The following is a 14245-nucleotide window of genomic DNA, read 5'->3' as shown; positions in this document are numbered from 1 at the left end:
AGTTCACATCTGCAAGTGGTTTTTAGATTATATGCGGTAGTATTATACAGCCTAATAATTTATAATAACCACTTTTATGTTGAACCATTCACCAGAGCGTTCATAAGTTACTAACCAACAAAATTGAATAACAAATTGTAGAAACGTAATATTCTTTTAATTCACTAATATTGAGTTTGCTAGTGAGTTGTTGTATTATATACTAACCACAATGCAATATATATTTGACATTATGATTTGTATATGTTACAACAATAATATAAGGAGGAATGCAGGTGAAAAATCTTAAAATGAAATCAGCAAGAGCCTCGATGGACTTATCTCAAGAACAGTTAGCAGATATGGTAGGCGTAACAAGGCAAACAATAGGAATGATAGAAGCTGGAAAATTTAATCCATCATTGCAATTATGTATCGCCATTTGCAAGGCACTTGGAAAAACATTAAATGATATTTTTTGGGAGGATGATGATAATGAATAAAAAAATTGATGAACGCCAACAGCAGGAATTCTATAAATGTGAGCATATGGCGTTTCGCATTATGTTTAGTGTATCAGTAATAGTGATTGTAATACAAATGTTATTTATGAAAGCTGCTTTTCAGCAAGTACTTGGTGAAACAGTAATACTTGCATGTGGGGGCATTTCGATGATTTGGAGTTGCTTGAAAAGTGGCCTATGGAGCTACAATAACAATGAACCTTCTGTAAAAAGTAATTTAATTTATAGTATTATATGCTCAGTTGTAGCTACGTTATTGTTTGCAATTATAATTTATACAAGGGCAGGAATCAAAGTGATGACCCCTACTATAATTGGTGGATTCTTTGGTGGAATTTTCATTCTTGGATTTATTGTTTTAACATTACTAGGACAGGTATCAAAGAATACAAAAAAGAAAATAGAAAATAAATATAAGGATATTTAAGTGATACTATAGATACCCAATGTAGAAGTTAGATTACGAATTAGCGCAGCTTAATTTCAAATATCGATGAAGATTCTAAGCTGTAGATTTCACCATTTTAGCATAATCAAACTTTCAGTATGACAAGCTAAAGTGGAACAATCTATAACTAAGAATCTTAGCAACTCATTTTTAAATGTTTTATCCACAAATATATTTATGATTTCTAGCTAAGTTAACCATTTATATAGGGTAAGTATGGAAATATGTCCACATAATAAGTCTAATTAATAATTTGGACATCTATAGTATTAGAGAAGAATGAAGGTAAGATATATGGATATTGAAAAACTTATTAAGGAGCTTGGGAAATCCATTGGAAAGATTATTTGTAATAAAAAAGAAGAAAATAATGAGAAAATTGATATAGAGCAAATGAGTTCTGTAGATATATTTAAAATAATTCTTAACAAAGTTGTTCACGAAGGAAATTATAATAAAGCAGAAGATTTAATCTTTGATGAACTAGAAAAAAATAATTCACAAGAAGTTTATGAAATTGCAATTGACTTTTATAATTCGCTCCTTAAAAAGAGTGATGAATTCTTGAGGAAAAGTAATTTCCCAAGAGAAGAAGTTTATCAGGGATTAAAAGATATAGAAAAATTTAAAGTTAAATAAGTAGGTGTTTTAGGAGGAATTTTTATGGTAGAAAGGGAAGAGTTTCTTGCTTATGTAAAGGAAAAATTTAATACCAATCCTGACTATCCATGGCCTAAATATCCAGAGTATGCTGTACTTAGACATGAAGTGAATGGCAAATGGTATGGGTTAATTATGAATATACCAAGAATTAAATTAGGTCTAAGTGGAAAAGGAAATGCTGAGATATTAAACTTAAAGTGTGACACTGCTCTAAATAGTTTGTTAAAAAGTCAAGATGGGATTTTTCCAGCATATCATATGAATAAAAAGCACTGGATTACAATTGATTTGGACAGCCTATTTTCCAAGGAGGAAATATATAATTTAATTAGCTTAAGTTATGATTTGACAAAATAGAAATTAGTTATCAAAAGTAATGCAATGATTCTAAAATCGCATTATTCAAGAAAATTGAATTTGCGATTTTTTTTGTACGGTAAATTATAGATTTATTGAACGCTGAATATGTAATACTATAAGGCTTTATGGAATTGAAATAATATTTTTTCAAAACACAACAGGATAGCATTTACAAAATATGTTACAATTAACTGGAAGATAAATGGAGATTTAGAGGTGTGAAAATGAAAGTTTTAATAATCGGTCTTGGTGTGATTGGGACAACTTATGGATATGTTTTTCAAAAAGAGGGGCACGAGGTAGAGCATTTAATAAGAGACAGCAAAAAAACATTTGTACCTGAAAATATAAATGTCAAGTTATTAGATGGAAGATTTAACAATAAAGGCGAAGAAAAAAATGATAATTATAAGATCCATATCGCAAATAAAAACAGTTCTTATGATTTTATATTAGTAAGTGTTCCAGCTGGAAAAATTGAAGGAGTAATAAGAACATTAAAAGAGAATGACATTAATGGTACTTTGATAATTTTCAATGGAATATGGGAAGATAAAAATTATATTGAAAACTTATTTAAAGGATGGGAGTACATACTTGGTTATCCAGTAGCAGGAGGGAATATAAGTGATCATGAACTAAATTGCTGTATATTTGATCATATTATGCTTGAAAGCAAAGAAAAAACAAATATTAAAAATTATGATAAGTTATTGGAATTATTATCTGATTGTCATATTAAAGCTGAAATACCTTTTGATATGCTCGAATGGATTTGGATTCACATGGCGATAAATGCAGCTGTTATAACAAACGCTGGAGAATATGGTGATATAAAAAACACAACTGAGGCAGCAGAAAAGTTGATGGATTCCTCTAAAATTTTATCAGAAACAATATTAACTATAAGGGAAACTGTAAAAATAATTTCATCTAGAAATGTAAATCTAAAAAATTATAATAATGAATTATTTGCTTATAAAATTCCTTCAAAATTAGCAGGAATAGTTATGAAAAGAATGTTTAAAAATAACCAGCTAACTCGTAGAATTATGACACTTCATAATAATATAAATGATTTATTATATGTATGCAAGAATGTATATGACTGCGGTAAAAATAATCAAATAGATGCGCCGCTGTTTTCAAGAAAATACAATTTACTAGAAAAGAAGATAAATTGTTAAATTTTGCGCCCAAGCAATTCAATATAGAGAAGTGTATCAAAATTATTAAATTTCTTGTCTTATATGGCTTAATGCTTTCTCTTTTAAAGTCCCTACAATTTTATAAAGAATGAATTAAGTCATTTGAAAATTAATTCTCCAGCGTAACGAAAATCTACTATAGCTTTGATTTATAGCTAATTCTAAGCAGAAAAATTTTTATTTTAAGTAATTTTATATAAAAATTAACAGATGTATAAAATTGCTATAAATAAAAAGATTCAAGAAGCTAATAATAAAGTGAAATAAGCTTTAGATTTATGAGGCAAGTTACAAAGGAGGAAAACAAATTGAGAATTAAATCAAAACATATTTTATTTTTTTTGGCAAGTATATTTTTTATTCTAACTATATTTATAGACAATATAAATATTAATTCTGATTTATGTGATTTAGTATTCAATGAAAATGTTAATTTAAATGAAAAAATAAGTGAGCATAAGAAAAAAACAATTTATTTAACTTTTGATGATGGACCTAGTAGCAAAGTAACAAATAATGTTTTGGACGTATTAAAGGAAAATAAAGTAAATGCAACGTTTTTTCTAATCGGAAATCAAATTGAAGGAAAAGAAGATGTGGTAAAAAGAATTTATGATGAAGGAAACGGAATAGGACTTCATACATATACCCACAAAATAAGGAAAATTTATAGCAGTGAAGACGCATTTATAAAAGAAATGATTAAGTGTCGAGATGAGATAAATAAGGCTATTGGAATTTCACCGAATATAATTAGATTTCCATGTGGAAGTCATAAACGATTGAACAAAAATTATTTAAAAAAACTGCATGATGAAGGATTTAAAATATATGATTGGGACTTAGATAATACTGATGGATTAAATTCAAAGCTCTCACCAGATACTTTATATAGAAAAGCAATCAAAGGAAGTGAAAATCGCGAAAACATAATATTACTTTTGCATTGTACAGATATGCATAAGAACACATGCAAGGCTCTTCCACAAATAATAAAATACTATAAATCTAAAGGATATGAATTTAAAGTTATTACAGAAGATACTCCAGAATTATATTTTCATATGAGAGGAAAATTATTTAAATAAAAATATATTTGCCTAAACAATATAACATTTAAAAATAAAGGAAGCATGTTATTCATGAAGATTAAGAATGAAAAATCTAGTGAATACTAAATGAGAAAAATTATATAAATTAAGCCTAGAATGTAAATTCTAAGAACACCTATAGAAATATAGGTGTTTTTGTTGTAAACTTGTAATATATAGGAGAAAATTAGAAGGTTTTGTTTAATTATCTTAAAATGATTTATTAAAACAATAAAAAACGGGGAGGGGTTCTTTGAAGATTATAGTCAGACATGTACCTAATTTAATTACAATAGCAAGAATAATACTATCAGCATTATTTGTTCAAAATATAATTGAGCAATTTATATATGCGAAGGAAAGAAATGTGAATTTGAGCATTTTATTTTTATCAATATGTATTTCAGATTTATTAGATGGCAAAATTGCAAGAAAAACTAATTCAACTTCGCTAATAGGTGCAAAACTAGATGTATTTGCAGATTTGTTTTATATTATGATTTCATATATAGCGTTAATAAACATAAAAATTTTGCCTATATGGTATTTTGGATTCGTATGTTTGAAATTCATTGAATTTATAATAACGTCAAAGCATATCAAAAATATTAAAAAGTCGGACAAGTCCTTTGTTTTCGATAGAGCGGGTAGATTAGTTTCGGCTACATTTCTAGTAATTCCAGGCATTGTATGTATATATGGATATATTGGGGCTAATAGTGCAATAATTACAATAGATTATATTATATATATAACATTTATAATTGGCGTTTATTCTTCTTATTCAAGAATAAAACTTTGCTTTATGGAAAATAAACTTATATAAATATACAGAGTTAAGAAAGGATGATAAGTATGAGGAGTATATCGGGAAAATTAGTTATATTTATAAGCATGATAATAACATGGGTATTATGGTTATTTGTTCAACCTATAAGAGAAATATCTGCAATGAGTGGATATTCTCAGTTAATAGCTGCATTTGCATTGGTAGCATTTGCATTTATTAATTTCATTTCAACTAGACACAAAATTTTAGATGGCTTATTTGATGGACTAGATAAATCATATATTTACCATAAGTATTTAAGTATTTGTGCGTTAGTTTTGGTTGTTATTCATAATATAACAATAAGTACTGGGAAAAAAATTGAAAGGGCAAATGGAATAAAAATTCCTAAAGATCCTTATGCTATGTATGGGACTTTTAGTATGTATATATTTATAATACTTATATTAATCGCCCTTGTGGCTAAAAAATTAAATTATGAAAAGTGGAAAACAATTCATAAATTTATGATTATTCCTTATGCATTTGGAATTTATCACTATTATGGAAGTGCAACTTATGCTGTCTTTTCATTGGAACCTTTTTGTATATGGCTAAATCTAATAAATATCATAGGTATAGCATCTGCAATTTATAGCGTGTTCCTTTATGAAAAAATTTCGTTTAAGTATAAATATAAGGTGAAAAAATTAGATATAGTAGCTAATGGAACCTTTGAGATTACAGGGGATTCCATTGGAAAAGAAATAAAATTCAAACCAGGACAATTCGCTTTTTTGAAGATTTTAGATAATGAAAATGGATTTGTTTCACATCCATTTACAATAAGTGAAGCACCTAAGAATGGAGAATTGCAATTCACTATTAAGGCATTAGGGGATCATACAAAGGAGTTGTTAAATACACTTAAGGTTGGAGATGAATTTGTTGTCTCAGGACCTCATGGTAAATTTAATTATAAAACTGGTGTCAAGAATCAAATATGGATTGCAGGAGGAATTGGAATAACACCTTTTAGGAGCTTTGCTCAATCAGGTGTAGGGGAAGAATTCTCGGTAGATCTTTTTTATGCATACAATAATGAAGCTGAAGGAGCATATAAAGAAGAATTGCAACTATTAAACAGTAATAATTTAAGAGTGCACTTATTTAATTCAAAAGAAAAGGGATTTTTATCAGTAAACGAAATATCCAAAGTTGTGAATACAAAAGATAGTGTTGATGTTTACTTTTGTGGGCCAGCTCCAATGAGAGAAAATTTAAAAAAGCAGTTTAAAGATAGTAATTTTAATATTATAAATTTTAATTATGAGCATTTTCAATTTAAATAGATAAGATATAGATTTATTGAAATGTCACACTACTCAGAGGTAAAAGTGTGACATTTTTAATTGTATAATATGGAGATTTAACTTGGCAATTAACAAAATAATGTTACTTTAAAACTGAGTAATATAATACATACAAGCTATGTTATAATTAATCCCAAATAGTAAATTATTATAATTTATTTTCATATTAAGGAGGACTCAGATATGACTGTATATATAGCATTGTTAAGAGGAATTAACGTAGGTGGAAAAAATATAATTAAGATGGCAGATTTGAAACAAGTATTTGAATCAATCGGACTTTGTGAAGTAAAAACCTATATTCAAAGTGGAAATGTTTTATTCAAATCAGATGAGACAGAAGATATTCTGTGCAATAAAATTGAAAATGGGATTGAGGCAGTCTTTGGGATTTCTACAAAAGTCATTTTGAGGACTTCTACAGAATTAGAACAGATTATCTTAAATTGTCCATTCTCCAACGACGAAATAACAAAAGCAGAGACATTATCCAAAGTAGAGTGTTTATATGTTGCGTTATTGAAACATAATCCCTTAAGAGAAAAGATTGAGTGCATGGATGCTTATGGAAGCGAAAGTGATAAGTACCAAGTTATAGGAAGAGAAGTATATCTATTATTCCATCATAGTATTCGAAATTCAAAACTTGCTAATAATCTTCATAAATTGAATGTACCAACAACTGTGCGCAATTGGAAAACATTAAGTAAACTTTCTGCATTAGCAAAAAATATGGAGTAATAATGTAATTTGCTATGAAATAAAATGCAATGTCAAAATACAGTCATTTCATCTTATCAAAGTATATTAGAGAATATGAAATAGTAATATGTATATGCTAAATAAAGTATAAAGATAAGTTGCAAAATCTTCTTGAATTATGTAAAAATATTGAGAGAAATATAAAAATATCATATAAAGACTTATAGGCTTTACGGAGGTAAAAATGAGCAAAATATTAGTAGTATTTTATTCTTTTTCAAATACAACAAGAATGTTAGCAGAAGAAATAGCAAAACAAACGGGAGGAGATATTAGGGAGTTAGTTCCTGAAAAGTCCTATGCATTCAATTATAATACAGCAGCAAAGGAAGTAAGGAATGAAATTGAAAATGGATATTGTCCAAAATTATTGTCTGGAGAAGAACCAGTCAAGTCTTATGATTACATTTTTTTAGGGACTCCCAATTGGTTTAAATCATTCGCTCCACCAATACTAAGTTTTTTAAGAAACGTGGATTTGCAGGGAAAGACTGTTATTCCTTTTTGTACTCATGGCGGGGGAGGTTTTGGGCAAATTCAAATTAATATTGCAAAAGAATGCCCGAAATCAACAATCCTTCCTGGCTTTGAAGCTATGAGTAATTTTACTGAACAGCAGGTTAAAAGCTGGATTGAGCAAATTGGTCTATAGAATAAAGAGAACTTGTAATTATTTATATATCTGCGTGAGATATAGTGCTGATTCAATAAATCAAAAGAATCCTTTTAACAATTTGATAATATTTCATTGGTAAAATGTATCACAAATTATTTGTATCAGTGAAAATTATATATATATTGCAAAAATAAATCTTCATCATAATTCTAAAAATATTGCAAGAATTTTATCCGTAATTGTTAAATGTGAATTGTGAATTGCAACATATATATTAATAAATAAAAGCTTAGAAATAATCTTGACCCTCACCTTACAGGAGGTCTTATTATTATAAACGAGGTGAAGAATTATGCTATACACGGTTAAAGAAGTTGCAAAATTTACAGGAGTCACTGTAAAAGCACTACATCATTATCATAAAATAGGATTACTATTTCCACATGAGGTAAATGAAGCCGGCTACCGTCTTTATGGTGAAAAAGAGCTTGAGCGACTTCAGCAAATATTATTTTATCGTGAGCTTGATTTTTCTCTTAGTGATATTAAGAAAGCACTTGAGGATGAGCCGAATCGGTTAGAGTGTTTAGTTAAGCAACAGGAACTGCTAATTGCGCGCAAGCAGAGGACTGATGGTTTGCTAAAGACTATAAATGAATCAATTGTCCTTGGTAAGAGAGGAGAAATTATGGATAAGTCAGCAATGTTTAAGGGGTTCAATAAAGAGGAATGGAAGGATGCACTTTCAAATCAGAAAAACTACCTTAAAGGTAAGTATGGATATGATATGCCTGAGGTAGATGAAGCTCAAGTTAATAATATGAATGAGGTAGCTATGGAAGCACAGCAGTTTATAAACTATATAAAAGATGCTCTAAAAAATGGTGTAAAGGCTAATGATACAAGTGTACAGGAGACATTAAAAAGTCATATTGAATTTTTAAATGATCATGGTCACAGCGTCGATGCAAAATCATTTGTATCTCAAACAAAGTTCTTTTTAGATGATGATTTTCATAGGAGCATGCTTGAAAATCAATTAACGGGACTTTCTTACTACCTTTATACAGCAGCAGAAATGTATGCTTCTTTAAATTAGTAAATACTTATAGGTAGTATATCTAAAGTAGCACAAATATTTTATAGTAGGTGAATTTATTTAGAATAGAATTTTATAAAACCATTGTATTCTAATATGGTTTACCATAAATATTGTTCAGAATATTTATTCTTAACAATATCTATTCTGAAGAATATTACCATATATATTCTTCAGAATATGCTTAAATAATGAGGGTTTGAAGGCTATACCTTCATAGTGTTTTTATTTCAATTGTATAATTAGCCATAAATCTAATGGTATAAAAAATAATTCGACCTATAAGCCATACTGTTAAAAATTAATTACTGAGAATTTAAAAGATGATTATTTGTTACACTAATAAAACTTTTAAGTAAAGGATTGATTTTTAAATTCTTGTTGATTACAAACTTAATTTCTAATTCAGTAAATTCATCTTTTAAATCATAAATGAAAAAATTATGATTTTTAGGCAAAATACTTTTTGGTAAAAGAGATATGCCAAGATCTTCATCTATGCCCCTAAGGATAGATTCTAGTGAATCAAATTCAATAATAGCAGCAGCCTTAGAGTTGTTATAACTCAACCATTTTTGTAAGAGCTTACGATAAGGGCAATCAGCATCTGAATTTACTATTATAGGAGTTTGTAAATCATTAATAGAATCAATGCTTATAGAAGATACTAATGCAAGCTTTTCTTTAAAGGTAATAACTTTTTTTATTTTTGAGGATGTAATTTCATCAGATATAAAAGCCCCATCTAATTCATTCTTTAAAATCATATCTAGAAGATTTTTCTGAGTTTCTGTTTTTAATGTAAAAGATACTTCGGGATTTTTCTCATGGAATAAATAAAATAATTTAGGTAAAACAGATGCAGAGATAGTCTGAGTAGCACCTATTTTAATAGTAGAAGAAATTTTGGGAGTAAGAAACTCGCTATTAACTTCATCAATTAATTCAAGAATTTTATCTGCATACTTAAGCAATTTTTCCCCGTTAGGTGTAATTACAGTTCCTTTATTGTTTCTTATAAATAAAGTAGTGTTTAATTTGTTCTCAAGTAATTTAATTCGCGCAGTTATATTTGATTGGGCATAACCAAGTCTTAAAGCAGCTTTTGATATAGATTCTTCATAAGCAACTATCTGAAATATTCTTAGATCATTAATTTCCATAGTATAAAAACCTTTCATTAAAATTAATTTACATGTGCCATCACTATTAGTGATATTAAAGATTATTTATAAGTATTATACAATTTTTATAATGGGAGTTAAACTGTAAGTGTAAAAGTAAAGGCGTGAGTTGAGCAATAATTTTACTTAAGAATTAAAAATAAAATTAGAACTAAAATTAAAAGGGAGGATAAGAGATGATAGCAACTCAATATAAGATTATATTACCTAGCGATTATGATATGAGCATAATAAAGGATAGAGTAAAAAACAACGGATATAAAACAGATGGATTTGAAGATTTAAAGTTTAAATTATATCTAACAACAGAAAAAGGAAAAAATGAGAATTCGCAAAATAGTTATTGTCCTTTATATGTTTGGAAAGATAGTAATGGGTTAAATAAATTTTTGTTTAATGGCTTTTATGACAATATAATAACTTCTTTTGGATGGCAGAAAGTAAATATAGGAATACCCTTAATTGATACAACAACATATAAAATCAAAGATAGTAAATATGTATTTGAGATAGAAAGAGAAATAAAACCTCAGGGAAGTCTTAATAATTTTAAAGATGAAATAGAAAAAAATATTCCAAGGATTAAAGAAAGTGAGTTCATAGTTATTTACAATCCTGATAAATGGAAATATCATGTGTTTTTCTTCATAGATGATTTAAGCAAGATAAAATCAGTAGAAGGAACAACTTATGATATACTTCACATATCACAAGAAAAAATATAAATGCAAATTCATTTAGAATAATCTGGCGGAAATCTTCTTTTATTCAATAAGGTATATGGAGCTGTATGAAAGTCATATTTCAGAAGAAATCTTCATTTTTTATTTGGGAAAGTATAAAAACTTTCGATTTTTAAAGTGATATATATCAATAGTTATCAGGGAGTTGCCTTGTAAAAATATGATTAAGAATGAGCGTGACGTAGTTACATTATTTTTTATAAATTTATTGTTTCAGAACAAATGTTCTGATAAAATGTGTTTATAGTTCACTTTATAATTAAGAAAGTTAATAAACTCTAAGATTAGAAAATAAAGGACTGATTGTTATGAAAAAAGATGAAGAAAATCAAAAATACTCTGCTGAGCATAATAAGAAAATGGATGATAGTGACTTCCTACCATCAATAGAATTTCTTGAAAATATAGCCTGCGAGTACAACAGTGATGGCACCGAGAGAAATTTTGCTGAAAAGCTGGAAGCATGCAGACGTGAGAAATATAGATCTGCTGATGCATCAGCTCTCACAGGGGAAAGTGTGCGCATTGATTCTGAAAAATTAGATAGAGTTCCAGTAGGCAGATTCAATACAGAGGTTGATGGCGCACATTTTGAATGCTTTTATCAGGCAAGCGAATACGACTATCTTTACGTTGTGCTCGATACCATGCGCGATGACAAGACAATTGCGAAAGGTCCACTTCCACGTTTTCATAAGTGGTCATGGTCTACGTTTCTGAAAGGACATTTATTAAGTATTGAAGATCCGATGTACTTTGAATCCGATATTTCTGTTGGATGGTTTTATGGGACAAAAGAACGAGATTACCGCGACGCTACGGCAAAGCTTGTTATGAGAGTGGCAAGATTCTTAGGCATCCCTAATGAGCATATTATTTTTTATTCAGTTTCATCAGGAGGAACATCTGGTTTATTTACGGCTGAAAAAATCTCTGGCAGCGTTGCAATAGCATCTAATCCACAACTTGATCTTACACGTTTTCTTCCAAGTGCACTTGCTAATTTTAAAGAATGTACCGGTATTGATCTTACCTATGAAAAGGAATATGGAGATGCAGGGCGTGTGGATTTTGCTCATGTTTTATCTACAAATAGCCTTTCTAAATACTTAGTTATTATAAATTGCCGCTCAAAGATAGACTTTAATGATCAGCTCATTCCATTCTGTAAAGGACTTGGTATAACTCCTCGTTATGGTCTGCAAAAGATAGGAAACTTAATTATATGGGTAATAGATGCCCCAGGTCCGCATCCACATCTATATTATGAAAGTAAGACCATGTATTTTGCCATTGATTTCCTTGCAAAAACATTAGCAGATGGTGGCGATATAGATAGGCTTAAATCACTATATATAATGTTTAGCGAGTTCTGGCATGAGAAGGCAGGACTGATTGCAGGAGATCCTGAATGTTTAGCTGATGCTGATCCAGTAGGAAAGTCATTTGCTGAACAGTTGAAAAGATAATATTTGTTAAATTAAATAAACTACAGATCACAATATCACAAATTCGTTATTAATAATGAATTTGTGATATTTTTTGTTTAATAAATACTATAGATAACTCAACTACAATCTAAACTTATGCGTATACCTCACCGAAATGAATACGTATTTGTTCCATATGACTATGAAAATTTTGCTAGAAGGTTCTATATAAAAAGAATGGAGTTTTTATGGAAAGTAGAAATATTTCTTTGAAAATTAAATACTAAATACTTACAAAATATACTATAATTAATAAAGGATGGCAAATAATTGCGTAATGTATTATTGGAGGAAACAAGATGGAGTATATGGGAAATAGAGAATACTGGGATAATAAATTTGCTAATAGAAGTGGTAATCCATTAAATCCAGAAAAATCGGTAACTGAAAAAATTACATATTTCAAAAAAGGATCTGTTCTTGATATAGCATGTGGAGATGGTAGAAATACTTTGTTTTTACTTGAAAATGGATTCGAAGTAACAGGCGTTGATTTTAGTAGTAAAGCTCTTGACAGGCTTAAGACATTTGCTAAAAGAAATAATTATTTAGTTAATACAAAGCAAGTTGACTTAAGTGTATCTAATTCTTTAAAGGATATTGGAATATTTGATAATATCTTAATCAATCATTACAGGTTAAGTAAAGAGCAGATTGGAGACTTAGAAAATCATATAACTGATAATGGGATTTTATTTGTTTGTGGTTTTGGGCATAAGTATAAGATTGATTCTAAAATTAGAAAAGAGGATCTTATTAAGCCAGCTGATTTTGAAAATTTAAAGAGATCCTTTGAGCTAATTGAAAATATAGAAAATGAAGATGATAGAGGATTTTTTGTCACTTATATTTTCCGTAAAAGATCAGCGTAAGACACAATATATAAATAGAGCTAAATCATTATTTAACCAATTTGATGTAGTAAATTATGCAGATGTTTTCTAAAGAGTTGAATGATATATGTTTATATAATATTTTATATTTTGAATTTAAAAGTAAAATGTGAAAGTAATATAGTAATTTGTTCTAATTATGTGTAACTTGATAGCAATAATATTAAGATTATCATTTGTATAAAAGAGGTAACTATGACTGTTAAGAATTTTATAAGAAAAGATCCTGAAAAAGTATATATTATTACTGTTCTTTTAATTACATGGATTATTACAATTATGTTGTTTATTAATCCTAATATAGGTAAAAATGATTTTGCTTTAATCATGTTCATTCCTGCAATATTAGCTATTATCTTTAATAAGATTACAAATGACCATCAAGCAAATTTATTTAAAGACACAACTTTAAAATCAGTATTGTTTGGAATTTTCTACCCTATTGTTTTTATAGGTGTCTGCTCATTTATAGTTCAACTTACTGGTGTCGGAAATATCAGTATAAACAAGGAATTCACATTCAAAAGTATTATAATTCTAATACTGTCTGTAGTTATTGGTTTATTCTTAGCTTTGGGAGAAGAATATGGATGGAGGGGATATCTACTCCCTAGATTAACAAAAGATTATGGTAAAACGAAAGCAACTATAATTGTAGGTATAGTATGGGGATTGTATCACATTCCTGCTGTTTTTCTTTTGGCAAAAGCAACTGGAATAGGTAATCCATTATTCCTATGTGTTATCCAAGCATTTGCTGCCTTTACATATAGTTTTCCTTCATCTTATTGTTACTATTCTTCAAGGAGTTTATTACCAGTACTATTTCTGCACTCGGTGTGGAATGTGGTTAATCCTTTGATGCTTGGTGATATTTATACAAACACATCTGGGGTGATAAGTGGAGATATAATAAAAATAAATGGAGAGGGTGTACTTGGATGTATTTTAGGTGCAATGATGATTTTATATTTTGTAAAGCAATTTAGAAAAGAATATAAAGAGAAATATTAGTGGCATTTCAGCAAATGAAGCAGATGCAA

General features: G+C 28.6%; 16 protein-coding genes. 15 read left to right on the top strand and 1 reads right to left on the bottom strand.

Going from position 1 to position 14245, the window contains the following annotated elements; all coding sequences use genetic code 11:
• Positions 1 to 275 precede the first annotated feature (275 nt).
• The 11 genes from L1S46_RS17395 to L1S46_RS17345 all read left to right on the top strand — a co-directional run bounded on the left by L1S46_RS17395 (position 276) and on the right by L1S46_RS17345 (position 8892).
• The gene (locus L1S46_RS17395) at positions 276 to 482 is read left to right on the top strand and encodes a helix-turn-helix transcriptional regulator (RefSeq protein WP_238900546.1); all 207 of its coding nucleotides are present in this window, start codon (positions 276 to 278) and stop codon (positions 480 to 482) included.
• Entirely contained in the window at positions 475 to 930 is a 456-nt protein-coding gene (locus L1S46_RS17390; RefSeq protein ID WP_041898265.1) for a DUF6773 family protein, read from the top strand. Before L1S46_RS17395 ends, L1S46_RS17390 begins: the two co-directional genes overlap by 8 nt.
• A 315-nt stretch (positions 931 to 1245) precedes the next feature.
• A complete protein-coding gene (locus L1S46_RS17385; protein ID WP_238900545.1) occupies positions 1246 to 1590 on the top strand; it encodes a DUF6483 family protein in 345 nt (114 codons plus the stop codon).
• 24 nt (positions 1591 to 1614) lie between these two features.
• Complete coding sequence (locus L1S46_RS17380; protein WP_238900544.1) at positions 1615 to 1971, top strand: MmcQ/YjbR family DNA-binding protein; 357 nt, start codon at positions 1615 to 1617, stop codon at positions 1969 to 1971.
• A 227-nt stretch (positions 1972 to 2198) separates the two neighbouring features.
• Positions 2199 to 3161: a 2-dehydropantoate 2-reductase N-terminal domain-containing protein gene (locus tag L1S46_RS17375; protein WP_238900543.1), complete on the top strand. Its 963-nt coding sequence runs from the start codon at positions 2199 to 2201 to the stop codon at positions 3159 to 3161.
• Positions 3162 to 3490: 329 nt separating this feature from the next.
• The gene (locus tag L1S46_RS17370) at positions 3491 to 4270 is read left to right on the top strand and encodes a polysaccharide deacetylase family protein (RefSeq protein WP_238900542.1); all 780 of its coding nucleotides are present in this window, start codon (positions 3491 to 3493) and stop codon (positions 4268 to 4270) included.
• A 256-nt stretch (positions 4271 to 4526) separates the two neighbouring features.
• On the top strand, positions 4527 to 5099 hold the full coding sequence (locus tag L1S46_RS17365; RefSeq protein WP_238900541.1) for a CDP-alcohol phosphatidyltransferase family protein: 573 nt from the start codon (positions 4527 to 4529) through the stop codon (positions 5097 to 5099).
• A gap of 29 nt (positions 5100 to 5128) precedes the next feature.
• Positions 5129 to 6394, top strand: coding sequence for a ferric reductase-like transmembrane domain-containing protein (locus L1S46_RS17360; RefSeq protein WP_238900540.1), 1266 nt, complete (start codon positions 5129 to 5131; stop codon positions 6392 to 6394).
• 204 nt (positions 6395 to 6598) lie between these two features.
• The gene (locus tag L1S46_RS17355; protein ID WP_238900539.1) at positions 6599 to 7156 is read left to right on the top strand and encodes a DUF1697 domain-containing protein; all 558 of its coding nucleotides are present in this window, start codon (positions 6599 to 6601) and stop codon (positions 7154 to 7156) included.
• A 205-nt stretch (positions 7157 to 7361) separates the two neighbouring features.
• On the top strand, positions 7362 to 7829 hold the full coding sequence (locus tag L1S46_RS17350; RefSeq protein WP_238900538.1) for a flavodoxin: 468 nt from the start codon (positions 7362 to 7364) through the stop codon (positions 7827 to 7829).
• A 316-nt stretch (positions 7830 to 8145) separates the two neighbouring features.
• Positions 8146 to 8892 carry a MerR family transcriptional regulator gene (locus tag L1S46_RS17345; RefSeq protein ID WP_238900537.1) on the top strand — a complete coding sequence of 249 codons (747 nt, stop codon included), beginning with the start codon at positions 8146 to 8148 and terminating at the stop codon, positions 8890 to 8892.
• Positions 8893 to 9197: 305 nt separating this feature from the next.
• Here the strand turns inward: L1S46_RS17345 and L1S46_RS17340 are convergent, their stop codons facing one another.
• Positions 9198 to 10073 carry a LysR family transcriptional regulator gene (locus L1S46_RS17340; protein WP_238900536.1) on the bottom strand — a complete coding sequence of 292 codons (876 nt, stop codon included), beginning with the start codon at positions 10071 to 10073 and terminating at the stop codon, positions 9198 to 9200.
• A gap of 179 nt (positions 10074 to 10252) precedes the next feature.
• On the opposite strand from L1S46_RS17340, the gene L1S46_RS17335 reads away from it, so the two are divergent.
• The 4 genes from L1S46_RS17335 (at position 10253) to L1S46_RS17320 (ending at position 14216) form a co-directional block, all read left to right on the top strand.
• Positions 10253 to 10801 carry a DUF4865 family protein gene (locus L1S46_RS17335; protein WP_238900535.1) on the top strand — a complete coding sequence of 183 codons (549 nt, stop codon included), beginning with the start codon at positions 10253 to 10255 and terminating at the stop codon, positions 10799 to 10801.
• A 665-nt stretch (positions 10802 to 11466) separates the two neighbouring features.
• On the top strand, positions 11467 to 12288 hold the full coding sequence (locus tag L1S46_RS17330) for a hypothetical protein (RefSeq protein WP_238900534.1): 822 nt from the start codon (positions 11467 to 11469) through the stop codon (positions 12286 to 12288).
• Positions 12289 to 12608: 320 nt separating this feature from the next.
• A complete protein-coding gene (locus L1S46_RS17325) occupies positions 12609 to 13181 on the top strand; it encodes a class I SAM-dependent methyltransferase (protein ID WP_238900533.1) in 573 nt (190 codons plus the stop codon).
• A gap of 216 nt (positions 13182 to 13397) precedes the next feature.
• Positions 13398 to 14216 (top strand): type II CAAX endopeptidase family protein, encoded by an 819-nt coding sequence (locus L1S46_RS17320; protein ID WP_238900532.1) that lies wholly within the window; start codon positions 13398 to 13400, stop codon positions 14214 to 14216.
• Positions 14217 to 14245 lie beyond the last annotated feature (29 nt).

The organism is Clostridium sp. YIM B02500 (genome assembly GCF_022324665.1).
In the GTDB taxonomy this organism is placed as follows: Bacteria; Bacillota; Clostridia; order Clostridiales; family Clostridiaceae; genus Clostridium; species Clostridium beijerinckii.
This window is presented reverse-complemented; position numbering and strand designations above follow the sequence as displayed.